The sequence below is a fragment of the Acinetobacter sp. AND/436 genome (assembly GCF_049546925.1).
Classification (GTDB): domain Bacteria; phylum Pseudomonadota; class Gammaproteobacteria; order Pseudomonadales; family Moraxellaceae; genus Acinetobacter; species Acinetobacter indicus.
In genome coordinates, this window is record NZ_JBMXBO010000014.1 from 1 (window position 1) to 25,569 (window position 25,569).

20 protein-coding genes and 2 pseudogenes are annotated in these 25,569 nt (G+C 37.6%); 17 read left to right on the forward strand and 5 right to left on the reverse strand.

Going from position 1 to position 25,569, the window contains the following annotated elements; genetic code table 11:
* The first annotated feature begins 75 nt into the window (after positions 1-75).
* A complete protein-coding gene (locus ACPEPR_RS10980; RefSeq protein ID WP_005175534.1) occupies positions 76-372 on the forward strand; it encodes a type II toxin-antitoxin system RelE/ParE family toxin in 297 nt (98 codons plus the stop codon).
* 1 nt (position 373) lies between these two features.
* The gene (locus tag ACPEPR_RS10985) at positions 374-664 is read left to right on the forward strand and encodes an addiction module antidote protein (protein ID WP_134245015.1); all 291 of its coding nucleotides are present in this window, start codon (positions 374-376) and stop codon (positions 662-664) included.
* Positions 665-792: 128 nt separating this feature from the next.
* Here ACPEPR_RS10985 and ACPEPR_RS10990 read toward each other — a convergent pair whose 3' ends face one another.
* Positions 793-4,086: an EAL domain-containing protein gene (locus ACPEPR_RS10990; protein ID WP_423562431.1), complete on the reverse strand. Its 3,294-nt coding sequence runs from the start codon at positions 4,084-4,086 to the stop codon at positions 793-795.
* 92 nt (positions 4,087-4,178) lie between these two features.
* Positions 4,179-4,532 carry a hypothetical protein gene (locus tag ACPEPR_RS10995; RefSeq protein WP_423562432.1) on the reverse strand — a complete coding sequence of 118 codons (354 nt, stop codon included), beginning with the start codon at positions 4,530-4,532 and terminating at the stop codon, positions 4,179-4,181.
* Here ACPEPR_RS10995 and ACPEPR_RS11000 point away from each other — a divergent pair.
* A pseudogene (locus ACPEPR_RS11000) lies at positions 4,516-4,863 on the forward strand (IS66 family transposase); the annotation flags it as partial. The gene ACPEPR_RS10995 and the pseudogene ACPEPR_RS11000 sit on opposite strands and share 17 nt — an antisense overlap.
* 116 nt (positions 4,864-4,979) lie before the next feature.
* On the opposite strand, the pseudogene ACPEPR_RS11005 reads toward ACPEPR_RS11000, so the two are convergent.
* The 3 genes and pseudogenes from ACPEPR_RS11005 to ACPEPR_RS11015 all read right to left on the reverse strand — a co-directional run.
* Positions 4,980-5,156: pseudogene (locus ACPEPR_RS11005) on the reverse strand (IS5/IS1182 family transposase); the annotation flags it as partial.
* A 122-nt stretch (positions 5,157-5,278) separates the two neighbouring features.
* Positions 5,279-5,602, reverse strand: coding sequence for a type II toxin-antitoxin system HicB family antitoxin (locus tag ACPEPR_RS11010; RefSeq protein ID WP_423562433.1), 324 nt, complete (start codon positions 5,600-5,602; stop codon positions 5,279-5,281).
* 217 nt (positions 5,603-5,819) lie between these two features.
* Positions 5,820-6,254 carry an Arc family DNA-binding protein gene (locus tag ACPEPR_RS11015; RefSeq protein WP_423562434.1) on the reverse strand — a complete coding sequence of 145 codons (435 nt, stop codon included), beginning with the start codon at positions 6,252-6,254 and terminating at the stop codon, positions 5,820-5,822.
* Between the two features lie 259 nt (positions 6,255-6,513).
* Here ACPEPR_RS11015 and ACPEPR_RS11020 point away from each other — a divergent pair, with 259 nt between their 5' ends.
* The 14 genes from ACPEPR_RS11020 (at position 6,514) to ACPEPR_RS11085 (ending at position 25,567) form a co-directional block, all read left to right on the forward strand.
* Entirely contained in the window at positions 6,514-6,741 is a 228-nt protein-coding gene (locus ACPEPR_RS11020; protein ID WP_423562435.1) for a hypothetical protein, read from the forward strand.
* Between the two features lie 134 nt (positions 6,742-6,875).
* Positions 6,876-7,355, forward strand: a complete 480-nt coding sequence (locus ACPEPR_RS11025; RefSeq protein WP_086043908.1) for a hypothetical protein — start codon at positions 6,876-6,878, stop codon at positions 7,353-7,355.
* 49 nt (positions 7,356-7,404) lie between these two features.
* Positions 7,405-10,521 carry an AAA family ATPase gene (locus ACPEPR_RS11030; RefSeq protein ID WP_423562436.1) on the forward strand — a complete coding sequence of 1,039 codons (3,117 nt, stop codon included), beginning with the start codon at positions 7,405-7,407 and terminating at the stop codon, positions 10,519-10,521.
* 6 nt (positions 10,522-10,527) lie between these two features.
* Positions 10,528-11,805: an McrC family protein gene (locus ACPEPR_RS11035; RefSeq protein ID WP_423562437.1), complete on the forward strand. Its 1,278-nt coding sequence runs from the start codon at positions 10,528-10,530 to the stop codon at positions 11,803-11,805.
* A gap of 274 nt (positions 11,806-12,079) precedes the next feature.
* Positions 12,080-14,146, forward strand: a complete 2,067-nt coding sequence (zorA, locus tag ACPEPR_RS11040; protein WP_228722186.1) for an anti-phage ZorAB system protein ZorA — start codon at positions 12,080-12,082, stop codon at positions 14,144-14,146.
* 18 nt (positions 14,147-14,164) lie between these two features.
* The gene (gene zorB1, locus ACPEPR_RS11045; protein ID WP_423562438.1) at positions 14,165-14,896 is read left to right on the forward strand and encodes a type I Zorya anti-phage system protein ZorB1; all 732 of its coding nucleotides are present in this window, start codon (positions 14,165-14,167) and stop codon (positions 14,894-14,896) included.
* Positions 14,897-14,901: 5 nt separating this feature from the next.
* Complete coding sequence (locus ACPEPR_RS11050; protein WP_423562439.1) at positions 14,902-16,275, forward strand: EH signature domain-containing protein; 1,374 nt, start codon at positions 14,902-14,904, stop codon at positions 16,273-16,275.
* 20 nt (positions 16,276-16,295) lie between these two features.
* Entirely contained in the window at positions 16,296-19,505 is a 3,210-nt protein-coding gene (locus tag ACPEPR_RS11055; protein ID WP_423562440.1) for a DEAD/DEAH box helicase, read from the forward strand.
* A 296-nt stretch (positions 19,506-19,801) separates the two neighbouring features.
* Positions 19,802-20,035 (forward strand): XRE family transcriptional regulator, encoded by a 234-nt coding sequence (locus ACPEPR_RS11060; RefSeq protein ID WP_423562441.1) that lies wholly within the window; start codon positions 19,802-19,804, stop codon positions 20,033-20,035.
* An 808-nt stretch (positions 20,036-20,843) separates the two neighbouring features.
* Positions 20,844-21,527, forward strand: a complete 684-nt coding sequence (locus ACPEPR_RS11065) for a metallophosphoesterase (protein WP_086044901.1) — start codon at positions 20,844-20,846, stop codon at positions 21,525-21,527.
* 433 nt (positions 21,528-21,960) lie between these two features.
* Complete coding sequence (locus ACPEPR_RS11070; protein WP_005176977.1) at positions 21,961-22,389, forward strand: I78 family peptidase inhibitor; 429 nt, start codon at positions 21,961-21,963, stop codon at positions 22,387-22,389.
* 208 nt (positions 22,390-22,597) lie between these two features.
* A complete protein-coding gene (locus ACPEPR_RS11075; protein WP_075166657.1) occupies positions 22,598-22,834 on the forward strand; it encodes a hypothetical protein in 237 nt (78 codons plus the stop codon).
* Positions 22,835-23,178: 344 nt separating this feature from the next.
* Positions 23,179-24,501, forward strand: a complete 1,323-nt coding sequence (locus ACPEPR_RS11080) for an NCS2 family permease (RefSeq protein ID WP_005176982.1) — start codon at positions 23,179-23,181, stop codon at positions 24,499-24,501.
* A gap of 67 nt (positions 24,502-24,568) precedes the next feature.
* Entirely contained in the window at positions 24,569-25,567 is a 999-nt protein-coding gene (locus ACPEPR_RS11085) for an adenosine deaminase (RefSeq protein WP_423562442.1), read from the forward strand.
* Positions 25,568-25,569: the final 2 nt, after the last annotated feature.

Sequence of the window (25,569 nt, forward strand, 5' to 3'; positions counted from 1 at the left end):
TAATAGATGTTCGTATAAATTACTTGCATATTGTATTCGATCGAATACAATATAGTGAGAAGATAAGGAACCCTCATGATTGAAATTAAACGTCTACCAGAATTTGATGAATGGTTGGATGGCATTAAAGACAATATGACCCGTATTCGCCTGAATCGTAGATTAGATAAGGTTCAACGTGGAAATTGGGGAGACATTAAGCCTCTCCAAGATGGGGTTTGGGAAATGAGAGAATTCTTCGGTGCTGGATGGAGAATGTATTACATCCAACATGGTGACGTAGTGATTGTAATGCTTGGTGGAGGAGATAAATCAACTCAACAACAAGACATCGATCGTGCAGTCAAATTATCGAAAACATTGGAGGATTAAAATGGTTAAAGTCGCTGATTTACCAAGTTTTGATATGGCTGAGTCACTCAAAACTGAAGAAGATATTGTAATGTATCTCAATATGGTTCTCGAAGAAAATGATCCGGCTGAATTAGCCCATGCACTTGGTGTAATTGCCAAAGCTCGTGGTATGACTCAAATTGCTAAAGAAGCAGGAATTGGACGTGAAGCTCTGTATAAAGCACTTCGTCACGACTCTGCGCCACGTTTTGATACGATTAATCGTGTAGTGAATGCTTTAGGTTTAAAGATCACAGTACAACACGCCTAAAAATTTAAAAAATACAATAAAAATGGGAGCTTAAAGCTCCCATTTTTGATTTCGTATAACCTGTATTATGTTAATTGTAGGGAATCTACTAAATTAAAACTCGCTTAATGTACCTTACTAATTATCTTTTAAAAATGCAGCTCTTCTATCCGACACGGTTTTCCGTATAAATAGCCTTGATAGGTGTGACACCCCATACTCTGCAATAACGCGCGCTGGGCTTCTGTTTCAACACCCTCAGCTATGACTTGCAGTTCCATTGAGTCGGCTAATGTTATAACTGCCTGAGCGATGGCCCTATCATTACTGCTATTGATAATATCTCGAACAAACCCTTGGTCAATTTTCAACTGATTTATAGGCAATTGTTTTAAGTAGGATAAGGATGAATAGCCTGTACCAAAATCATCGATTGAAAAAGTCACGCCGTGCTGCTGCAACTCTTTCATCTTAGCTTTAACATCAGGAATGTTATTTGCGAGCAACGTTTCCGTAATTTCCAGCTTTAGCAACTGTGGATTTGCACCTGAGGTTTTCAATGCATTTAAAACAGTCTGAACAAAATTATCTTTGCTAAATTGAACTACGCTTATGTTAACCGCAATGCTTAGGTGTTGTTTTTCGGATTCTAAAGACCATTTTGCCAGAGTGGCGCAAGCTTCCTCTAGCACCCACTCGCCAATGGGTACAATAAGACCTGTTTCCTCCGCTAATGGGATAAATTGCAGTGGCGACACCATGCCTTTTTCTGGGTGTATCCAGCGTAACAATACTTCAACACCAATACACTGCTTCAGGTGATTGACCTGTTTTTGATAGAAAAGTACAAATTGCTGGCTTTGTATTGCAGAGTATAAGTCGCTAATAATTGCTGCTCTTGAGCTTACTGCAACTTGCATTTGCGGGTCAAAAAACTGCACACCATTTCGGCCAGCATATTTAGCCTTGTACATAGCCATATCAGCTTGCTTTAACAAATCTTCTTTTGACAGATTTTCACTGTTAAAAAGTGTTACACCAATGCTTGCCGAACTATTGTAAGTTAGACCGTCAAGATTATATTCCCTTGTTAAATTACTCACGATTTTTTGTGCAAGTCTCTCAGCCTGGTTCGCTGCTAATGTTGGTTCATGACTTAAATCTGATGCAATAATAACAAACTCATCGCCGCCTAAACGCGCTACGGTATCACCTTGTCTCACTGAGTTGACAAGACGCTCAGCGACCTGACACAACAGCAAATCACCTTTATTATGACCAGCACTATCATTAAGGTTTTTAAAGTTATCTAAATCAAGAAAAAATAATGCTGAGAAGTTCCTTGTACGAACGCTATGATTTATAGCTCCCGTCAATCTGTCCAACAACAGACGTCGATTAGGTAGCAATGTTAATGGGTCATAAAATGCTAACTGGTGAATTTCATTTTCACGTTGTTTACGCTCAGTGATATCCCTGACAACACCGATAAAATTAACTTCACCAGCCATTTGAACTTCAACTACACCAAGCTCGATTGGAAACATAGAACCATCTTTGCGCAAGGCCTCAAGCTCACGAATACGCCCAGTAATGTCACTGACACCACGTTCTATATAGTTTGATAAGTAGCTATCGTGATGCTCTCGATGAGGTGACCCCATCAACATGCTAATATTTTTGCCAAGCGTTTCATCTTCCGTATAGCCGAAGATTTCCTGTGCGGCTTGGTTAAATGTCAGAATTTTACCACGACCATCAATAGTAATAATGCCATCAAGCAACCCTTCAACAACAGCTTCCATCTGCCTTGACTTATCACTAAGCGCTTTTTCTGCAATTATTTGGTCATTGATATCAAAGTGTGTACCCAATAACCATAGAGCTTTGCCATCATATGTCCTTGAAGAAATGCGCCCTCTGGTGTTTATCCATTTCCATTCACCATTTTTGTGTTTCATACGAAGATTGGCTTCATATATGGGTATTAGGCCTGACATGTGCTTTTCAAGAATAGTTGCACAATAAGCCAGGTCATCAGGATGCGTTAGCCTTTCCCACGTGTATCTGTTTCCAGGTAATAACTCAGAAAGTGTGTAACCCAGTAATGCGGCCCATTTATCATTGATAATCAACTCGCCTGTTTGAATATTAAAATGCCATGTGCCTATATTGTTAGCCTCTATTACGGCCTTAAGTAAATTCTGACTGTTCCTTATGAGCTCTTCATCCTGTTTCTCTTTTGTAATATCTGTTTCAATTGCAATATAGCCGCTCAAACTACCACTTTCACTAAACAGCGGGTTACAAGCTATTCTCGCCCAGTAGGAATTTTGCGCTTTTGAATAATTTACAACATCAACATTAAAGCCGTTCTGTTGAGCAAGCGCATCTCTCATTATTGCAACAGTGGCAGGATCAGTGTCGGGCCCTTGTAATAACTCCCCAGGCTTTTTACCCTGCATTTCTTCAATGCTATATCCTGTAAGAAAGGAGAAGGCTTCATTAATCCATATAACTCGACCTTTGACATCAGTTATTACCACACCATTGGTTGTCTGCCTTGCAACTTCAGAAAGGCGTCTTATTTCTGACTGCGCTTCAACTTGTGCAGAGGTATTACGAATGACCACTAATACTTCATTATCATCAATTTTTTTGTATCGGGCTTCGAACGATTGATTTGACTTTTCAAACGTGTAGTTATGATGAATCACATCGTTGTTACAAAAGGCTTGCTTGAGGCACTCTACGAGTTGATGACCTAGCTCATTGGGTAGTATCTCATGAACGGTACGCCCCAAAATCGCTTGTTGAGGTTTAAGTAAGTCAGGATGCTCTTTGCAAACCAAAAAACGAAAGTTTCGGTCAATAACAAATACCATATCAGGCAGTGTTGCCAGTATTAAGGTTGTTTTTGCCATGCCTTTTAAAAACTGCTCTTGAAGTCGAGCTTGATCTTCTTTGGCAATTTCATACTCAACCATGTCTGCAAATTCGCGCAGTTCTTGCTGCTCTTTTGCTGAAAAGTCTCTGGCCACGGAGTCAATGAGACATAGAGTGCCGATGGGTTGCCCACTTGTCTCTCGCAGCGGTGCACCCGCATAAAAACGAATATGCGGCGCGTGGGTTACTAAAGGATTTGACGAAAAGCGCTCATCTTTTGTTGCATCTGAAACAATTAAAATATCCTCATGCAATATCGCATGGCCACAAAATGAGATATCACGGCCTGTTTCACAAGCGTCAAGACCCACTTTAGATTTAAACCATTGCCGGTCACTATCCACCAAAGAGATAAGGCATATTGGCACTTTAAATACAGACGCTGCTAATCTTGTAATGCGGTCAAAGCGCTTCTCTGCTGGCGTATCCAGCAAATTAGTTCGCTGTAATGCAAGTAAACGAGCAGCTTCATCAACAGGGAATTCAGGTGCGTTCAAAACGTTACTCCAATAATTTGCTGCTTAATCGATTATTATCAATTGTACTGCAAGAATACACTGTTAAATGTTTTAGGCTTTCACTTGAAAGATTACCGCTTAAACCGTACTACCAGTTTATGAAGCTCATCAGCAATCTTGTTCAAATAAATAATCGTCTCTGAAAGCTGCATCGAGCTGTCATTACTTAAATCGGCAAGCGTTGAAATATTTACTATTTGCCGGTTAATGTCTTCAGCAACATGGGCTTGCTCTTCCACTGCTGCAGCCATTTGGGTCGATATAGAAGCGATTTGACCTATGGATTCTGAAATACCGCTTAACATTTTGCCGCTTTCAATAACATTAGAGAGTCCCTCTTCGGCATCAATAGCGCCTGCATCAGCGATTTTTACGGCATCACCTGCTCGATGAGTTAACTCGGTGACGATTGAGGTGGGCTGCATGGCACATGCACGTCGTAAATTTCATGAACTGCATGTGACCAAAAAAAGTCAGGTCGCTGAACAGGCATTACTGATGATTCAGAAACTGTATGCCATAGAAGCAGAACTCAGGAGAAAGACCGACGGTACGGAAGAACACCGCCGCGAATACCGACAACAGCATAGTCAACCGGTGATGCAACAACTGTATGAATGGCTCAACCAACATTATCTGACGGTACCATCGAGTTCTCCAACCGCCAAGGCCATCAATTACATTCTGAAGCGTTGGCCAGCTTTAAGCCGCTATCTGCATGATGGCAATCTACCGATTTGCAATAACTGGGTGGAAGTGCGACACGAAGTCGCTTAATGAAGTTGTTCCCCCTGCGGGAACCACCTCTGTTGTACCTTAAATTTGAGTAATCTAAGGAGGTTTTAACTTTTAAATCTTTGTGCAACAAAGCTATTGAGTGTTAATAACAATTGATCCTCTATAGCTAAAGTATGAGGACGCCCAGATTTCTTTTTAAGTGATTCTGCTTCTTTTAAAACTTCGACCATTTCACTAAAAACTGGTCGAGGTACGCCAACCAAGCGCTGGAATTCAGAATCTGAAAAACGGTTTAATTTCTGATATTTCATGAAATCTATATTGAGTGCAAAATACTGGATAAAACGACCACCTATTCCTGTTCGTAACGTACCAGTCATTCCTGTTTCTTGAGCCACAAGATATGAGGAAAACCTCATATCCTTAAAACTGCTTACATCGCTAATTTTGCAGATACTAAACGATTCATGCTTACACCACGCTCTGCTGCTTCCAAGGCTAGTTTTTGATGAACCATTGATGGAACACGTACAGCAAAACGACCACTATATTTTTTCTCTGAAAGTGGCACTGGTACTTTTTCATTATTGCTAATCATATCGGCTACAACCTCAGCAACAAGATTAACAATGCCTAAAAATGCTTTAGATTGATCTGCATCAAGCCAAGATAACGATGGAAATTCAGCACATAGTCCAACGTATTCATTATCTTCTGCTGACCACATAACACGGTAAGTATATTGCTTACTATCCATTTTCCACCTCACAATGCATTTAGTTTATCAAGTGCAGCCAAAACTTGCTTCACCTGATACGGTTTAGCTTTTCCACTATCATCTTAAACCTTGAGTAAATCCACAAAACGAATATTTTTTGGATTATTCCGCATTTGCTCTATGAGTTGATCAATATTAGCCATTAATATGCTCAATAATTCCAATCCTTAAATAGCATCAATAATGATACTATTATTCAAGAGCTGATTTCACCATCTCCATGTAGAAGCCAAGACGGATTAACTTTCAGATACTTTGCTATCTCTCGGAGTTGAGGGAAAGATGGTTCATGTTTACCTTGTATCCAGTCTAAGATAGGTTCAGCAGTTGCATATCCTAGTTGTTCAGCAATGTGTGTATATTTAATTTCTTTTGCCTGTAATGAATTAAAATACTCTATTGCTTTGATTAAGCGATTTGACAGTTCTTTCTTACGATCAAGAAGTTGATATGGACTCAGTACACCATTATTGTCTAATTTTTTAAAGTTTTTAAAGCTATTTTCTAGTCGTGCTACAATTTCAGCATTCATAGATCGTTTCAAGCCTTGAGCTTCATTTTCAATTTTTAACTTTAGTGTTGTTGGTAATCTAAGTTTAAATTGTGCTTCTGCTATTTGTGGTTTATTCATTTTTGGCTCATTACGAATAAGAATGACTGGTACGTTACGAACAGGAATAGGTGGTATGTTTATGCAGGAATATGCATATTGAGGTAGTTTTTACTTTCGCAAGAGGTCTATTGATGGATTACACTACGTATTAAAGTTTGATCATTATAGTTTTTCCTTCTCATTGAATAACCCACCACGCGCCAAAGTCCGAATCAATTATCGTAGACATCCAGAATTAGCCTTATTTAGAGATGACCCCATATATGAAGATCTCAACTTGAAGTTACCAGCCTTGAAAGTTTTTAATGCGATTAGTCAGAGAGTTGAAGAACTTATTTATAAGCATAGGATTCATTATTGGTCTTTTAGTGCCACTTCAACTAAAAAAGCCAATGTTTATGAAAAACTTTTAAAGCGATGGATGAGTCGTAACACCATGGTCTTTAAATATGATCGTGTGGGAAATGATTTTTATGTATATGTAGAGAACAATTTTAATGAGTAATATTGCCATAATATAAAGAATCTAATGCGGATATTGATTAAAAGTTCTTGAAGATCTAGAAAGCTTAAAACTGAAATGTGTTAAATATAGTAAGTGTATTTTTGTCGTATATACAAAAAAATGAGGGGAGTTAAGTGTTAAACACGGCGCAAAACAATAGAGCTTTGAAAGATTATTTATACAACTTACAGATTGATATTTACGACACTGAAGGACTTCCACAATCGTTTCACAATACGGTAAAAGCCAATATCACATTCACTAAAAAACTAAATGACTTTAAACAGCTGATTGATTGTTTAAGTGGAGACCGTTGCTTTAAACCTTGGGTATGGGAAACAGAGGAAGTGTTGGAACAGTCTGAACGATATATACGTGATTTTGCATATCAAGACATAGCGGTACAGCAATTTATCCAAGCGCATCAAGATTTAGCAATTAGAATTTTAGAGCTAGCTGGTCGTATATACGAAGGACATTGGGCTCATGGGGTGTCAAAAGAAACAGACCAGCAATTTTATGACCTGACAGAGTTTTGTAGACGTATATGGTTAAAAGAAAGTAAAGCTTGGGTAGCATTGGCTAGAGCATGGCGTAAGAGAAACCAAAAGTAAGTAGCTATTAAGATTTAAAACAGTAGATTTTGAAAGATTGGGGTAAAGAGTGTCAGTAGAGCAACACCAACAATTATTATGGAATCAGTTCTTAGAGGCTTGGCCACTTGGGCGACTGAGAAATATGACCATCGAGGAATACTCCCAGGCTGGAGATAAAGAAAATTTTACATATTGCCTAGAACGGGAAACCAAACCAATAGCAAATATTTTAGGTGGCTCAGCATTTAAGTTCGGTATATTTCACCGCAGTGCTACGGAAGAAAAACTCGATGGAAAAGGCAAGATATATCAAGATGGATATGCTTGGTTAGAAAAATATGGTGCGACCAAAGAACAAGCATTTGCAGAAATTAAAAGACGAATAATTGAAACAATTGAAAATGCACAAACAGGGAATTTAGAAGCTATTGATGCTTTGGATTTTTCACCTGTAGTGAAATGGAAAATAGCCTTTTTATATCAAAATCAGACACAGCCGAAAATCATCTCTATTTTTTCAAAGACGATGCTGGACTTTCTGACAGAGGATAAAAAGTTAAATTATGCTCAGTCTTATCAATATCTAATTCGTCAACAGGGTGATAGATCATTACTGCAGTACAGTAATGACTTAGTGCAAGAATATATTGATGCGCATCCGAAACAAGGACATTTGACACCCGCTGAAGCAGATGAAATTTTAAATGCAAAATATCCAGATCAATATATAAGTCGGCAGAAAATAACAGTGGTCACGAATGAAAATGGTCGTGAAATTGCATTGGTTTTAACAGGTTCTAAAGCGAGTTTCTTTATCGAGATTGATCCATCTGATACTCAGGATTTTCAATTTCAGTTTAAATCTACGCAAAATGTAGCATCAGGTAAATACACTGAATCTGATGGACGCCACAGTGGATTAAAATCACAAAGTAAAAATTTGTGGTTAGGTAATAAAATTTATTACATTGAAATTAGCTCTGCAGAAGAATTAGAGAAATTTTGTAATTGGTATGAGCAAAGCCATGACCAGACTACGGCGCTGGAACGTAAAATTAATGCATTCTTAGAATTATGGCCTGCTGAACGCCTGAAAAATTTAACCGTTGAAGAATATCATCAAGCTAGAAACAAAGATTGCTTCATTGCTCAGATTGACAGTTTTGATCCAACACAAGGCGATCCTACCTTTGCTTGCTATTTTGATCTTTGGGAGCCAGTCAGCTTAGGTGACAATGATAAATATCATAATGAAAGACCATATTCATGGAATAAAAGACTTGGAGATAATGCTGAACAGGCCTTTCAGAAGATCAAACAGGAAATACTAGAGATTGTAGATGCAGCTCAGCGCCGTGATTTAAATGCAATTGCCGATATTCAGTTTACTAAAGGACTGAAATGGATGATTGCGTTTTTGTATCAGGACTTTAGCAATCCTTGTGTGATTCCCATAGTAGGGGAAACTAACATAAAAAGGATTGGCTATGAATCCTATGTAAAAACGCCAGTACCAGAGTTTTTGCCTATTTTACTGGCAGATCAGGGAGATCTAGAGTTTTTCCCATATGTTGAAAAGCTTTTTGCAATGATTAGAAAAGGTTACCTAGATAACAAACAGAAGAAACAGCAAATTGAAGAATTAGTGGATGATGTGATGACTCAACAACCTTTAAACCGTATTCTCTTTGGTGCTGCCGGCACAGGTAAAACATTTCATACGATTAACCATGCGTTGTCGATTATCGAAAATAAACCTCTAGAGGTATTAGAAAAAGAAGACCGTACTGAGTTAAAACAGCGTTTTGATCAATATAAAGCCCAAGGTCAGATCAAGTTTGTGACGTTTCATCAAAGTTTTAGTTATGAAGATTTTGTTGAGGGTATCCGAGCTGAAACGGATGCTGTTGGTAACTTAAAATATCCAGTGAAAGCAGGGGTGTTTAAGGAAATTGTTGAGCTCGCTAAGGGTAATGTTCAATCCAATATTGACAGTGAAATTGATCTGTCCAATAAAAAAGTTTGGAAAATGTCTTTAGGCCGAGCTGGGGTTGAAGATGATTTATACCGTTCGTGTTTAGATAATGATGTCATTCTTTTAGGTTGGGGAGATGCAATAAATTTCAGTGATTGCAATGATATCCAGTCAGTAAAAAATAAATTACAGGAGGCACATTACCATAAAGATAGTGAAGACACTGCTGCAGGTTATGTAAATACCTTTAAGAATAAAATTAAAATTGGTGATTTAGTCATTATCACAGATGGCAATCTAAAATTCAGAGCGATTGCAGAGGTGACAGATGAATATGAATACGACGAGAACCAAGAATTTGGATATCACCAGCTTAGAAAAGTTAAATGGTTAAAAACGTTTTCTCCAAGTTTGAAGAATGAAGACTATTTTAAGAAAATTTTCTCGCAATCTACTGTTTATAATTTAGAAAATGCTGTTGATAAATCAAAGCTAGCTGTGCTGCTTCAACCTGAAGCAATGCCTGTAAGTAATTTAGACAACAAATATGTCTTAATTATTGATGAAATCAACCGTGGCAATATTTCAAGAATTTTTGGTGAACTGATTACGTTAATTGAAGACTCCAAACGTGAAGGAGCAGATGAAACTCTTTCTGTGACTTTACCGTATTCAAAAGAAGAGTTTTCTGTACCTCAAAATATCTATCTTATTGGCACAATGAACTCATCAGACAGGTCTCTGACAGGTTTGGATATTGCATTGCGCCGTCGATTTACCTTTGTTGAAATGCCACCGAAGCCTGAGCTTTTAAATGAAATAATTGTTGAAGGGCTGAATATTGGCAAGCTATTAGAAGTCATCAATCAGCGTATTGAGGTGTTATTAGATCGAGATCACTGTATTGGTCATGCTAATTTTATGAGTTTGAAAAACCAACCAACACTTGAGCATTTAGCTTCGATTTTTACACAAAAAATCATTCCTCAGCTTCAAGAATACTTCTTTGATGATTGGGCAAAGATTAATTTGGTGTTCTTCAATAATGGAATGTTGATTGCAGATGACATATTCAAGAAAAATAACTTATTCCCATCAAATTTTGAGGAAGAGTTGGGCTATTCAAATGAAAAGAAAATTTGGAAAATAAAAACTGAAGCATTCAACACGATTGATGCTTTTCTTCAGATTTTAGGTCCAAAGGGCTGATGATCTATGTCTGACTTTACTGTCCGAGAATATGCCCTCATAAGCATTGCCTATGAAGGCTGTCCTGAATCTAGTTTGGGACATGCTTATATACCTGAAAAAGCATTTGAACATCTATGCGAGCTTTCAGCATCATTTTCTAAGCACGGCGCGAAAGTATTTGAACTTGCAGGACGTAGAAAGCTAAAGCTAGATCAATATGTGGGTGTGATTGAAACGCCGTGTGGTACACGTATAGAAATACTACCTAAGCATATGGAGCTAAATGGGACAAGTGATCAAGAGATTATTCTAGAAGAGCGCAAACTCCTGCAAAAAATGCTGAGTGTATGTTTGCATTTACCTTACAGAGAGGTTGGTGCTGCAAGTCTAAACCGCTTTAAAAACCAACCTTTGCATGAATGGATAATTTCTCAATTTTTAGCATCATTTGAGCGTTTGGTTCAGCGTGGATTACGTTTTGACTATAACCGTGTGCAGGAAGAACAGAAGTTCTTAAGAGGGCAATTACAGCATGTTAAATACATGCGCCAGCCACCAGCGAAGAAGCATATTTTCCCAATCGAACATGATGTATATGAGGTCAATCGCGCTGAAAATAGGCTGATTCGTACCGCATTAGAAATCGTCTGTAAGAGGACCAAAGATGCAAGTAACTGGAAATTGGCTCAAGAACTGCGCCTAATGACGGGTGAGATACCACGAAGCCAGAATATCAGGCAAGATCTCAGACAATGGCAAACAGGGCGTTTACTTGAACTCTATGATGAGATTAAGCCATGGACTGAACTGATTTTAGGTGAATACATGCCTGTTTCGACATCCGGTGAGTGGCATGGTATGAGTCTGTTGTTCCCAATGGAAAAGCTGTTCGAACATTATGTTGCTTATCATCTGCACCGTAACTTGCCTGAATGTAAAGTCAAGATGCAGCATGCCACTGAGCATATATGTAAACATCAGTCCGGTCATATCTTCAAACTAAAACCAGATATTTTCATAGAACGTGATGATAAAAACATTGTCATGGATACTAAATGGAAGCTGATTGACCAGAGTGATCGTGGTGGCCGTTATGGCTTAAAGGACAGTGATATTCAGCAGATGTTTGCTTATAGCCATTATTATCTTGAACATAAAAGTGAAGTGATCTTGGTTTATCCATATAGAAAAGGAAAGTTTGATCACCCATTAGATGATTTTTTATTTAGAGATACGATGGTAGCAAAACTTCGGGTTGTGCCTTTTAATTTGGATGAGCCAGAAAGTTTTAAAATTTTGTAGCTACTTTGCCTGGTGTTAGGTGCAATTTTTTGTGCCAAACTCAACATAGATACTCATTGAGTAAGATTTTGATTACTTAATGGGTAATAATTGAAAATTTATTTTAAATTTTGACGTAAATAGCTGATAATTTTCAATAAAATTTTAAATATCTTCTTTAATTATGAAAAACAATGCATTTATTGGTGGATTTTAGATAGATTTATATTTTGTGATATATTGCACATAATTATTTAATAAAAATCAACTTTAGAATAGTTGAAGGGGTGTAGTTGTGAGTTTTTTAGCTATTGCAGCATTTTTACAAAGTTATTTTATTATTCCGGTACTTATGGGAATATTTGTTGCAGTGATTAGCTATAAATTTTACATAAAATATATTAAGCCAGCAAAACAGCTTGATAGTCAATTGTCTGATGCGATTAAGGCTTTAAAAAAAGTTAAACAAGAATCAAATGTGGGTAAAAATGTTTTAGATCATGTCTTTGATAACAGTATTCCATTAAAACATGCTTGGTTGAATTATAAACATTCTTTTCATGATCACTATGAAGTCATTGATGGTACAGATGTCTTGAGTTCATCTCGTGCCACTGTATCTAGTGATGTTTTTTTCTCGCAGTCAGTTATTGTCGATACTCCCTTAAGAGTTGAGTTTTATAAGCACCTACCTGGTATTATTACTGGTGTTGGTATTATTGCTACGTTTGCAGGTTTACTATTCGGATTATTAGCTTTTGATCCAGCTGGAGATCCTGAAAAAGTTCAAGATAGTCTTGGATTACTGTTAGGCGGTGTGAGTGAAGCCTTTATGGCGTCTGCCTTGGCTATTGCTACAGCAATGTTAATCACATGGCGTGAGAAGTCATGGTTAAGACAGTGTTATGCGCAATTAGAAATGTTAACAACAGAGATTGATGACTTCTTTGAACCTGATGATACGGGGGAGGAATACTTAGCTAGATTGCTAAAATCATCACAGGCAAATGAAACAAACGCAAGACAATTAAAAGATAGTTTAGTCAATGATTTAAAGACAATGATGACTAACTTAGTTGATGAAAACAAAAAGAATCAAATGGCTTTTGCATCTCAATTGACAGACAGTTATGCCAAAACAAGTAAAGATATGGCAGATCAAATAGGCCAGTCTATCTCTGATACTTTACAGGTTCCTCTAGAGAAAATTGCATCAAGTGTACAGCAGGTTAGTGGTGATCAAAGCTCTGCTGTCCAAGAGTTAATGACAGATGTGCTTACTGCATTTATGACCAAATTAGAATCAACTTTTGGTACTCAAATGAATGGTATGAGTGAGATGATGACTCAATCAGTTTCTGCAATGAAAGAAATGCAATTAGGATTCACCCAATTAATTACTGATATGAAGGTGAATAGTGAAAGTTCGACAAAGAGCTTAGAAATCCAAATGTCTAAAATGATTGAAGATATCCAACAAAAGCAAAATGCGATGTCCGATCAAATGAACTCTATGGTGGAGCACTTGTCAAAAGGTGCAGAAAAAATTGGAGAGCAGGGACAATATGCGATTGAACAATTAAATGGAAAGGTTTCTGAGCTGATTGAGCATATGAGTGGAACAATGTCAGGCATGATGGCTGATATTGCTCAACAGCGTATAGAGCAAGATCGTAAAATTGCAGATAATCAGCATAAATTACATGAACAATCTTCAACCCTAATTGATAGCCTTGGGGGAGAAATCAAAGAGTTAATTGTTCAAAGTCAAAATGCAGTTGAAGCTTATAAAAACAATATTCAAAAGCTCAGTCAGGTGACAACAGATAGTATTACCGGAATGAACGACGGCGCAGAAAAAATGCGTCTAGCCTCAGAACAATTTAATATGGCGGGTACATCGCTGATTAGCGTCACTGATAAAACATCACAATTGATTTCAGAAGTAACTACTACATCTACTCATTTGACTAGTGCAAGCAGTAATCTTATTTCGTTGTTGAGTGATTATAAAAACTCTCAGGATAGCGTTAATAAGGCGATCAGTACGCTTGAGGGACTGATTAAGCAAGCGCAATCTGAAACCGGTATGAGTACTAAAATACTTGAAGATATGGGGCAAATGACCACAGCATTGAATCAAGTGAAGAAAGAGATGCAGGATTATCTTGAGCAAGTAAGTGATGTGCTAGTAAAAAGTTTTGAGAGTTTTGGGGCTTCAGTTGAAACAAGCCTGAATCACTCATTGGGCATCTATGATAATACGCTCGACCAAGCAGTTAAACGTCTCTCAAGTGGTGTAGAAGGCTTAGGTAGCTTTGTTGAGGATCTTGAAGATATTGTAAGACAGAAGAAAAACTAAGTCTGGAGTACATGGATCATGCTAGGTAATCGGTACTCTAAAAAGTCACGTCCTAAAGATGAAGGTGAAAAACCTTTTTGGATTTCTTTTGCAGACTTAATGACAGCCTTAATGACTTTATTTCTTGTTGTTATGGCAGTATCACTGATGATCGTAACAAAAAAGATTAATGAGGCAACTCAGGCTGAAGATCAAAGAAGTGCAGAAATTTTAAATATTTGTCAAAGCATCAAGCATAGTGCGAAGTTAAAAGATGCAGGTATTGAAGTCGATTGTAAAAACAATCGTATAAACTTTGGTGAAGCTGGTCGTTTTTCACATAATGATTATCGTTTAAATGAGGTGGGTCGTAATCGTCTAAATACTATTGTGCCAATTATTCTGGAAGAAGCAAATAACCCACAAGGTGAAAAATGGTTTAAGCAAATAGTGATTGAAGGCTTTACAGATACAGATGGTTCATATCTATATAATTTAAACTTGAGTTTGCGCCGTTCCGAATGGGTCATGTGTAGTTTACTTGATCCCAAATTTAGTTCTGGTCTTTCTTTAACTGAACAGCAAAAAAACCAGGTTAAGCAGCTATTCTTGGCTGGAGGAGTATCTTTTAACTCGGCTAAAGATAGTAAAGAAGCATCCCGCCGTGTTGAATTAAGAATGCAGTTTTATGGCCTTAAAGAAAAAGACAGTGCTGATCCTCAACCTCATTTTGTTTCTTCACCCATTGAAACATGCCAATTGACGAGGTGATATCAATGACCATAGCGAATTTGAAACGTCGTTTGGAAGAGAAAGTAGGTGGTAATTCAATTGTAGATGTTGCTAATACTAAATTCGTAAAGCCTCAACGACTGCTCAAAACACTTTCTGTACTTGAACAGAGGTTTGATGATTTAGAGAATAGCCTTCCTTTAGATGAAAAAATTTTTAGGTCAATTTCTAAATTAGAAAGCTCTGGTTTTGAACACCTCACACGAAGAGATTGGAAAAATTTAGCTTGGGCATTAAGCAAAATACTGCCAGGCACACAAGAAAAACTTATTTTTAGTGATATTGGTAAAAGGATTATCAGTCACTTCCAACAATCAGAGATCGATCTTATTGGAGTCGTTTATTTTCCATTGTTGTACAGCTATTTTGCATTAGAAAATGAAGATGTAAAAGATAGGCCGGTAATTTGGCTTCAATTGAGGGAGATATTAAATACAAAGAGGTCCAGTATTTATAAAGAGTTAAAGCAACCTAAAAAGTGGATGAATACCCTTATTGATTACTCTGAGATTTTATCTAATACACCAACAAAATTATTTGTTAAAAGATTTTTACAAGAGCAAGATACAAGTAGACTTTCAAGTGAATTAGAAAGCTTAAGGATGGCACCTAATAGTTGGTTTTGGGATGATTTAATTCAGTCTTCTATTCAATCTATCAAAACCATGAATGAAGGTGAATATTTCAAAGTTATTCCTCGTTTCTTATCATTGGCTGAGCAAAAAGTCTTATACACTACTGATATTCTGGTTGCTTTGTTAGAGCGTTATGCTCGTACCTTTGAACGAGCAAAAGTTCATGAGGAATTAAAACATTTAGCTTTGAATCATTGGGGAAATCCACAATATGAGTCTTCTGCAGGTTGGAATAATGTAAATGCTGATACAAAAAGAATGGTCATTCAATGGTTCGTAAGAGCTGATCTAGAAGCATTTTTTAAAGTCTTTAGCTATGGTGCAGAAACGCGAAGATTTAATTATTGGATGCGTTTTATTAAACAAGTTTCTCTCTCTGAAATATTTTTGAATGAGGATGCAATTTTTCGTGCAACTCGACAGCAAGAAGAATTTAAAAGGAAAAACCAAGGAAGATTCAAACGAATTATTGGTAAGAGTTCAGCAGCCAATGCATTTATGATAAAGATTGGTGGTTATTATATTGTAGAGTTCTCTGAACTAAATAATGCTACTTATTTTTATAGAAATCTACCTTACAAATCTTCTAAATCTAACCTACAAGTTGTCAGTATTACAGATTTGAAATCTACAGTAAAGGCTGATTTTTATTTATCACATAATGGTGCTTGGGAGAAATCCTTCGATAATAGATTAAAAAGTCTGGGGATTTATCCAGACTAATTTATAAAAGGTATATTTAAATGAAATTAGCATTTTGGAAAAGAAAGAAAAGCACAGAAGAAAAGCAGGTAGAACTTGTTCAATCGAATTCTAAGTCTTTTACGTATGATGAAATAGGTGTCATTTATTTATATACACCAAATGCTAAAACAGATGCCGATTTCTATTGGGAGAGCTTGGAAGAGGAAGAACTTGCATACAGAATAGATGACCATTTTGTATTACCTTGGGAAGAGCTTTTTCAAATTCAGCAAGATTCAGAACATGAAAATGTAATTCATTTACTAAATCTTCCAAAACAGGCTTCTCTTCGTCCAATAATTAGAAGTGAAAGGGGATTAAGTGACCCAGATTTCAAAATCATTTTAGATGGGTGGCTGAACGAAAATAACATTAAGGTTAAAAGTCTTATTCAGCGAGTTGGAGCGATCTTAACGATTGATGGTACAGAACATTTATTGAATGAACCAAATTTTCAACTTGTCGAAAAATTAAAAGAGTTTTCACGTCTAGAAAACAAAGATACGAAACAGAATCAAAAATATTGGGCGAACATCAGAAAACTAGCCAATAAATCTAATGCAAATTTAGATGATTTTTTACGAAAGACATTAGTTCTAGCACCTGATAAATTACAGTTAAATCTTCGAAAAAATTTGATTAGCCAGGAATCTGTTGTAGAAGTTCAGCCTGAATTTGATGAAGCTCCATCAAATTGGCTAAAGACATTTGATCAATATAATAATGTTCAAGATCAATACAGTGTTAGTTTACCTGATGGTGGAATTGCACATGTAGTGATTGAGCCTCAAGTGAAGCAAGTTCTTAATGAAATTAAAAAAATGCCAAACAGACGTATTTCTGGTGAGCGTGCACAAGCATTTTTACACAATCCATTTGCTCAACTAGGTGATGATGCGATTGAAGTTATTTCACCTGAGAGTTTTGAGGAGTCAAAACAGCAAGCAGAAATTTATACTTATACTTTAGAAATAGAAAAAAACTATGATGAGTTAAATCATTATGTTTCTGCAAAATTAGAGCTACAAGAGAATTCTGAAAGAGAAAAAAATCCTATTATATTAGAACTATACAATCTAGATCAGACTTATCATTTTATTCAAGCCTATGAGAAAAAATCGCCTATTTTTGTTTGGGCAGGGTATGAAATTGACCGATGTAGTTATTTAGATGATCAAATAGAAGAATTAAAAAGTGACCTAAATCAAATTCAAAAATATCAAGATGAAATACAAGCTCAAAAAGTATTGGATTTGTCGAATTATAGCGGTCGTGTTATTGGTATTGGTGAAGCAGAAAAGCTGAACTCTGAATTTATTAGAAGAGACAGTGGTGAATCCGAATGGCTGCCACAACATTTAATGGACTTAGAGCAGCAACTGCAAGACGAAGATCTTGATGAAACCATCGAATTGCTTGAGCAACGGATTCAGCAGGCAGAGCAAAACAGTCAAGATGAAGTTGAAATTCCATATACAGATAAAGAAGTATCATTAGATGATGCCAAAAAATTACTAGACCGTTTATATGCTTCCAAGAAAGAAGAGCCAAAAGAGATATTGGAAGAATCTAACGCTAATTCACAGAAAAAGAAAAAAGATACATTATTAATTGCTAATAATATTGATGAAGCTGAATTTACAAAACAGCGAGTAAATCGCTTACTTTTTGATGAGAATAATCCTCCTGTAGCGAGATTACCTACTAGTTTTAGAAGCCAAGAATTTAGTTTAAAGCCGCATCAAGAATATGGAATTGCATGGTTGCAGAATTTACATCAATATGCGCCTGAGCAGGTTAGTGGTTGTCTTTTAGCTGATGATATGGGCTTAGGTAAAACACTTCAGCTCTTATGCTTCATTGGTGAGTATCTTGAAAATGCTAAGGATAAGAAACCAGTATTAGTTGTAGCCCCTGTTTCTCTATTAGAAAATTGGGAAGCAGAAGCAAATCGATTTTTTAGTAGTAAATTTCCCAAAATATTAAGTTTATATGGTGATAACTTAAAAGACAGGAAAATTCCTAAGCATTTGGTCTCAGCACAGTTAAGAGAGAATCATGGTATTACCAATCTATTAGAAGATGATTGGCGTGGTGATGCTGGTATTGTTTTAACAACATACGAGACGATGCGTGATCTTGAATTTTCTCTAGCTCGAGAAGACTGGAGTATAATGATTTGCGATGAGGCACAGAAAATTAAAGTTCCTACAGCAATGGTTACAAAGGCTGCGAAGGCTCAAAAAGCAGATTTTAAAATTGCATGTACAGGTACTCCAGTTGAAAACTCTTTAACCGATCTTTGGTGTCTATTTGATTTTATTCAAGAAAACCTATTAGGTCCCTTAAATGAGTTTGGTACAAACTATCGTAAACCTATAGAAAATACTGAAAATAATAATGAAGCAGCATTATTAAAGCTTCGTGAGTTAATAGCCCCACAAGTTTTACGCAGAATGAAACATGATGTCGCAGATTTACCTGCTAAAACTGAGGTAGAACACTGTAAAAATATTGAAATTTCATTATTGCAAAGACAATTATATATTGATGTGGTTAACCGCTTTAAAAAATTGTCCGCAGAAGGTAATCAGGGGGCGATGCTAACTTCATTACATAGTATGAGAATGATCTGTGCTCATCCATTACAGTTTCAACCAAATGCTACTTTAAGTGACTCTCCGAAGGTAAGTTGGTTAATCGAAACTTTAGAATCTATCAAGCAAAAAAATGAAAAAGTCATTATTTTTACTGAATTTAGAGACATTCAAGTATTTCTTAAACGAATTCTTTTAGAGAGATTCGGCGTAAACGTTACAACGGTTAATGGTGATTCAAATACAAGTAGTAAAAAAGGCTTAACACGGCAAAATTTGATTGATAAATTTCAAGAAAAATCAGGGTTTAATATCATTATCTTGTCCACTACAGCCGTAGGGTTTGGGGTTAACATTCAACGTGCTAATCATGTGATTCACTATACACGTAGTTGGAATCCAGCGAAGGAAGATCAAGCGACTGACCGAGCATATCGTATTGGGCAGGATAAAGAAGTTTTTGTTTACTATCCAACAGTAGTGGCAGAAGATTTCTTTACTTTCGAAGTAAAATTAGACAAGCTTTTATCAAGTAAGAGAGAACTTGCTGATGACATGCTAAAACCAAATACTGATCTTAAAAATGAGCTATTTGATTTATTAAGTGAATAAACTGGTTTGTAGAATGATCATTAATCATCTGACTGTTCGTGGAACTTTAGAGGCTGCTCAATTGTACTAGCTGAACCTGATCTAAATTAAGTCTTTTCCTTGTGGTTAGACTTTTTTTGCTTAAAAAGGTAGGTAATAAAAAAGCCAATAGATCGTATTGGCTTCTTTAAATTTAAATAAACTTATTCAAATTTATTTACGTTAGCTTGGCTTTGTTGCATAAATATGTAAGCATCTGATTTAAATAAATTTAATTTTGGGTCAAAAACAATCAAAACTTTTAAAATCATATAGTTATGAAATCTTTGTGCAACAAAGCCGTTTTAAACGCAGAGAAAGGTGATGTACGCCTAGCTGATTTAATAGCGATTTTGCAGGCATTGGATTTAGTTGATCACCTAAATTTATTTTTACCTGAACCACCGTTGTCCCCAATACAACTTTTGAAATTACGAGGTAAGCTACGTAAACGTGCATCAGGTAAGACTGAAAAACTTAATAATAAAAGTTCAGAATCCTTGGATTGGTAGCATAGGGGCAAAGCGAGAAAGATATTTTATTTTTAGTTGAGTCTAAAGTTACTGTTTTAGATTCTACTTTAATGGATGCAAGTTATTGATTTTTATTGACTGTAGACGAATTCTACTTTGCATTTTCGCACTGACGATAGACGAGCGAGAAAGATATTTTCTTTTTAGTTGAGTCTAAAGTTACTGTTTTAGATTCTACTTTAATGAATGCAAGTTATTGATTTTTGTTGACTGTAGAAGAATTCTACTTTGCATTTTCGCACTGGCGATAGACGAGCGAGAAAGATATTTCCTGATTTTTTGAGCTCTGAATAACTGTTTTGGATTCGACTTTAATGGATGCAAGTTATTGATTTTGTTGACTGTAGAAGAATTCTACTTCGCATTTTCGCACTGGCTGTATACGAGCGAGAAAGATATTTCCTTTTTAGTTTAGCCTGAATTTACTGTTTTAGATTCTACTTTAATGGATGCAAGTTATTGATTTTGTTGACTGTAGAAGAATTTTACTTCGCATTTTCGCACTGGCGATAGACGAGCGAGAAAGATATTTCCTGATTTTTTGAGCTCTGAATAACTGTTTTAGATTTGACTTTAATGTATTTAAGTTGTTGATTCTAAACGCCATATTGCGTAATAACGAGAAAGATATTTTCTCATTAATAGATTCAATAGCTATAAATCAGCGGAATCAAAAATAGTGACTAATAAGCAGTCGAGCTGGATCTCTTATGATACTAGGCTAGGCTTTTGTAGGATAATGAATTAAAAGCCTTCTCAGGCTAATGACTACAAAGGTATAGGCATTATGGTAGAAATTGTTAAAAGTATAGACGGTCAAAAAATTTCTTCTGTATACATTGTAGGTGACTTACATGGTTGCTATAGCTTGTTGATGCAAGAACTTAAAAAAATTGATTTTGACTTTGAAAATGATCTGGTCATTTGTACAGGTGATCTTGTGGATCGAGGTGTGGAGAATCTTGAATGTATTTCTTTGTTGGATCAGCCTTGGTTTTTTACGGTACGTGGTAACCATGAGGAGATGTGTATAAGATCGCCTCATGATCGTAAAATAAAAGACATTCATGCACGAAATGGAGGAGAATGGTTTTATCAACTCAGCTCAAGAAAGCAATCCGAAATTAGCTCCCGTTTTCAACAATTGCCTTTGGTTATAGAAGTTCAATTGGGACATAAAAAGATTGGTGTGGTACACGCAGATATTGATATTCACGATTGGAATGCTTTTAAGCAAGACATTATGCAAGGTGACTACAAAATATCAGGTGTAACTTCTGCTTATAGTAATGCATTATGGGGGAGAGGACGTATTCGCCAGCAATCAGCTCACTATGATAGTGTCGAGAATATTGATGAAATTTATCTAGGTCACACCATTGTGAAAGAGCTAATTAAAGTCGATAATTGTTATTATATAGATGTCGGTTCCTCCTTCACCAAAAAGCTCTGTATTGTAAAAGTTCAATAAAGATATCTGGGAACCCATCATCGCATAGTTCAATAAAAAAATTGATTTTCTTGTAGAGGGAAGGGTTATTGAATTTAGTGCCAAAGCACTTAATTTTTACAAAAAATTACAACAAAAAGCATATATTTTCTTGTATCACCACGTGTATCACTAAATTTGAGTTGTAGAAAAAGTTATTTAAAATCATTGGATTAAATGTTGCTACGGTAGAGGATATGCCTACCAAATTTTAAAGGCTTATAAGTGAAACACTTATAAGCCTTTTTTTATCTCTGTAATTTCTCCATCCACTAATTTATCAGTAATAGCTCTATATAAGTCAAAGCTGTCCCTCATCAAGACTAACAAGAAGCTTTCTCCCTCTTTTGCAAAAAGACACAGCAGGTCCAGTAAAATTTGCTAGGCTAATATTTTTTATACAAGAATACTGCCCATGAAAAATATTGTTCTTTTTGCTGCGCTTGCAGCCTCGCTTATGGCCTGTAGCACCGTACAGCAACCCCCAGCACAGGTAGGACTTGCCAATCCGGCCAGTCAATATTGTATTGAACAGGGCGGCCGACTGGAAATTAAAGACGAACACAGTGGTCAGGTGGGCTATTGCCATTTGCCAGATGGCAGTATCGTTGAAGAATGGGCGCTGTTCCGTCAGCAGCCAGGCCAGTGTGTGGCAGAAGAAGCCAAAAAACTGATTGGGCAATCGGGCAGTTTGCCACAGAGCGAAATCAAGCAGCGGACCCAGGCCAAAATTGTTCGCAGCGTCCATCCTGGCCAGCCGGTCACCATGGATTATCGCGCTGACCGAGTCACAGTAACCATTGATCCGAACAGTAATAAAATTGTGCAAGCATCCTGCGGTTAAGGCTAAACAGTCCGCCCAGTGCGGACTTTTTTATGGGTGTCAGGAAATTGAAATTTCAATAGGTGAGGGTAGGAGTGAGTTAAAGGCCAATTGAATGCTTGAATTGTTAAAATTTGATTAATACACAAACTAAAAGTTGTGACATGGTTCACATATTGTTTATTTTTCTGTTAGTATAAATTAAATTTGTTTAATAATAGTAAAGAACATGAGGCAAATCCTGATCGTGACCTTTATTGTCATGGTTGTCCTGTTAATGGTCTGGGTGTTTCAGCAGGAACAACACCGCAGACAACAAGAAATGCAGAATATTGTGCAGGAGGCACGCGACTCTCTGCATCTGATTGAACAAGATCGGGCTTCACATCGTTCATCGCTGGATGATCACATGCGACAGATCGAACCCTCTATTGAGCGGGCTGGAAGTTTAGGCCAAAAATTCTAATTCAGCATGAAATGCTCTGAATGAAAATTAAAGATAAATTTTAGAAACAATGAAAAATCAGTGTGATATAATTTACCCATTAGACAATTAAATTAGCGTATTTATTTTTTAAATAGTTGATTTAATTATGGTAAGTAAAGCTGCATAAAGTTATGCGGCTTTTTTGTTTAGAATTTATCTGATTTGAGCTGTTAAGGGCTCAAAGCATAATGGCTAAATAGACTTATCCTGTGCGTGTAACTTTTGGCATATCCGTTGCTTGGCAATGCTAGGGGTAGGGATGAATTTTCTCCGTACTTTCGCATCACTGTTGGGTATTTAAGTTTATTTACAAGGGCGAGGTCATGACGACTCCTAATCCATCTTCAGAAAATGTGCTTGAGCGCTTATTTAAGTTAAGCGAAAACAAGACCAGTTTTCGTACTGAGGTTCTTGCCGGTGTAACCACATTCTTAACTATGTGTTACATCATTATTGTCAATCCAATGATTTTATCCGAAACCGGGATGGATCACGGGGCTGTCTTTGTTGCAACCTGTCTGGCAGCCGCAATTGGCTGTCTGGTGATGGGACTGATTGCCAACTATCCGATTGCGCTGGCACCGGGTATGGGCCTGAATGCCTATTTCACCTATTCGGTTTGTCTGGGCATGGGTGTGCCTTGGCAAACTGCGCTGGCTGCGGTGTTTGTATCCGGTCTGGTGTTTATTGCCATCAGCATGTTCAAAATTCGTGAAGCCATTGTCAATGCCATTCCAATGTCCCTGAAACTGGCCATTGGCGGCGGGATTGGTTTATTCCTGGCCTTAATTGCACTAAAAAACGCAGGCATTATTGTCGATAACCCGGCGACTTTGGTGGGTCTGGGTGACTTGAAACAGCCTTCAGTGCTGTTGGCCTTATTTGGCTTCCTGATGATTGTGGTGATGCACCAATTCAAGGTGCGTGGTGCAATTATCATCAGTATTCTGGTATTAACGGCTATTTCTACGGCTTTGGGCTTAAGCGAATTTAAAGGTGTGGTCGGTGAAATCCCGTCTATCGCGCCAACGTTCATGCAAATGGACTTTGAAGGTCTGTTTACTGCCAGCCTGATCGGGGTGATTTTCGTCTTCTTCCTGGTCGATCTGTTTGACTCCACCGGTACACTGGTCGGCGTTTCACACCGTGCAGGCCTGCTCAAAGATGGTAAATTGCCACGTTTGAAAAAAGCCTTATTTGCCGACTCATCTGCCATTGTAGCGGGTGCAGCACTGGGTACCTCTTCAACCACACCGTATATTGAATCGTCTGCCGGTGTTGCTGCGGGCGGGCGTACCGGTCTGACTGCGGTAGTGGTGGCGGTGCTGTTTGTACTGTGTTTATTCCTCGCGCCACTGGCCCAATCGGTACCGGGCTTTGCTACTGCACCTGCCTTGTTATTTGTGGGTGTGCTGATGATTCAGGGCATTGTACATATTGATTGGGAAGATATTACCGAAGCGGTTCCAGCCTTCCTGACCATCGTATTTATGCCATTTACCTACTCAATTGCGGACGGTATTGCCATGGGCTTTATCAGCTATGCGTTGATCAAGCTGTTGACCGGTAAAGCTTCATCTGTGCCGTATATGGTGTGGATTATTGCAGTATTGTGGGCATTAAAATTCGCGTTATTTGGCGGTTAATCCCCAGCAACCATTTTGAGGGTGTAAACTCGGTTTGCACCCTTTTTTATTTTCATGAGGATGAGAGATGAATCAACTTGAGCTAATTCGCGCCTTACCCAAGGCAGAGTTGCATGTCCATATTGAAGGGACGTTTGAGCCAGAACTGATGTTTGCCATCGCGCAGCGTAACAACATTGCCATTCCATATCAGTCAGTCGAGGAAGTCAAAGAGGCCTATAACTTTCATAACCTGCAGTCGTTTTTAGACATCTATTATGCCGGTGCCAATGTACTGGTACATGAGCAGGACTTTTATGATCTGGCCTGGGCCTATTTTGAAAAGTGTGCAGAAGATCAGGTGGTACATACCGAAATGTTCTTCGATCCGCAAACTCATACTGACCGCGGGATTGCCTTTGCGACAGTAATTAACGGTTTGCAACGTGCCTGTGATGATGCACAAAGCAAACTGGGCATCAGTTCCCGTTTAATCATGTGTTTCTTGCGTCATCTTAGCGAAGAAGCAGCATTTGTAACGCTGGAACAGGCACTGCCGTATAAAGAACAGATTATTGCAGTCGGTCTGGATTCCAGCGAAGTGGGGCATCCGCCTGCTAAATTTGCCCGCGTTTTTGCCAAAGCCTGTGAATACGGTTTCTTGGTGGTGGCGCATGCCGGTGAAGAAGGTCCACCAGAATATATCTGGGAAGCACTGGACTTGCTGAAAGTGAATCGTATTGACCACGGCGTGCGTTCTGAAGAAGATCCGGCACTGATGCAGCGTCTGATTCAGGATGAAATGCCGCTTACGGTGTGCCCGCTCAGTAATTTAAAACTGTGCGTGGTGCAGGATATGCGGCAGCACAATATCCGCCGTTTGTTACAGCAGGGCGTGAAGGTGACGGTTAACTCGGATGATCCGTCGTATTTCGGCGGCTATATGAATGACAACTTTATTGCCATTACCGAAGCGTTAGATTTAACGGCAGATGAGTTAAAGCAACTGGCGATTAACTCTTTTGAAGCCTCGTTCCTGCCAGCAGCGCAGAAACAGGCCTGGATTGAAAAAATCCAGGCGCTATAAGC

What these genes read in the sequence shown, in the direction of transcription:
- ACPEPR_RS10980 (WP_005175534.1), top strand. Translation starts at nt 76, where the DNA reads ATGATTGAAATTAAACGTCTACCAGAATTTGATGAATGGTTGGATGGC.
- ACPEPR_RS10985 (WP_134245015.1), top strand. Translation starts at nt 374, where the DNA reads ATGGTTAAAGTCGCTGATTTACCAAGTTTTGATATGGCTGAGTCACTC.
- ACPEPR_RS10995 (WP_423562432.1), bottom strand. Translation starts at nt 4,532, where the DNA reads ATGCAGCCCACCTCAATCGTCACCGAGTTAACTCATCGAGCAGGTGAT.
- ACPEPR_RS11010 (WP_423562433.1), bottom strand. Translation starts at nt 5,602, where the DNA reads ATGGATAGTAAGCAATATACTTACCGTGTTATGTGGTCAGCAGAAGAT.
- ACPEPR_RS11015 (WP_423562434.1), bottom strand. Translation starts at nt 6,254, where the DNA reads ATGAATAAACCACAAATAGCAGAAGCACAATTTAAACTTAGATTACCA.
- ACPEPR_RS11035 (WP_423562437.1), top strand. Translation starts at nt 10,528, where the DNA reads ATGTCTGACTTTACTGTCCGAGAATATGCCCTCATAAGCATTGCCTAT.
- zorB1 (WP_423562438.1), top strand. Translation starts at nt 14,165, where the DNA reads ATGCTAGGTAATCGGTACTCTAAAAAGTCACGTCCTAAAGATGAAGGT.
- ACPEPR_RS11050 (WP_423562439.1), top strand. Translation starts at nt 14,902, where the DNA reads ATGACCATAGCGAATTTGAAACGTCGTTTGGAAGAGAAAGTAGGTGGT.
- ACPEPR_RS11055 (WP_423562440.1), top strand. Translation starts at nt 16,296, where the DNA reads ATGAAATTAGCATTTTGGAAAAGAAAGAAAAGCACAGAAGAAAAGCAG.
- ACPEPR_RS11060 (WP_423562441.1), top strand. Translation starts at nt 19,802, where the DNA reads ATGAAATCTTTGTGCAACAAAGCCGTTTTAAACGCAGAGAAAGGTGAT.
- ACPEPR_RS11065 (WP_086044901.1), top strand. Translation starts at nt 20,844, where the DNA reads ATGGTAGAAATTGTTAAAAGTATAGACGGTCAAAAAATTTCTTCTGTA.
- ACPEPR_RS11070 (WP_005176977.1), top strand. Translation starts at nt 21,961, where the DNA reads ATGAAAAATATTGTTCTTTTTGCTGCGCTTGCAGCCTCGCTTATGGCC.
- ACPEPR_RS11075 (WP_075166657.1), top strand. Translation starts at nt 22,598, where the DNA reads ATGAGGCAAATCCTGATCGTGACCTTTATTGTCATGGTTGTCCTGTTA.
- ACPEPR_RS11080 (WP_005176982.1), top strand. Translation starts at nt 23,179, where the DNA reads ATGACGACTCCTAATCCATCTTCAGAAAATGTGCTTGAGCGCTTATTT.
- ACPEPR_RS11085 (WP_423562442.1), top strand. Translation starts at nt 24,569, where the DNA reads ATGAATCAACTTGAGCTAATTCGCGCCTTACCCAAGGCAGAGTTGCAT.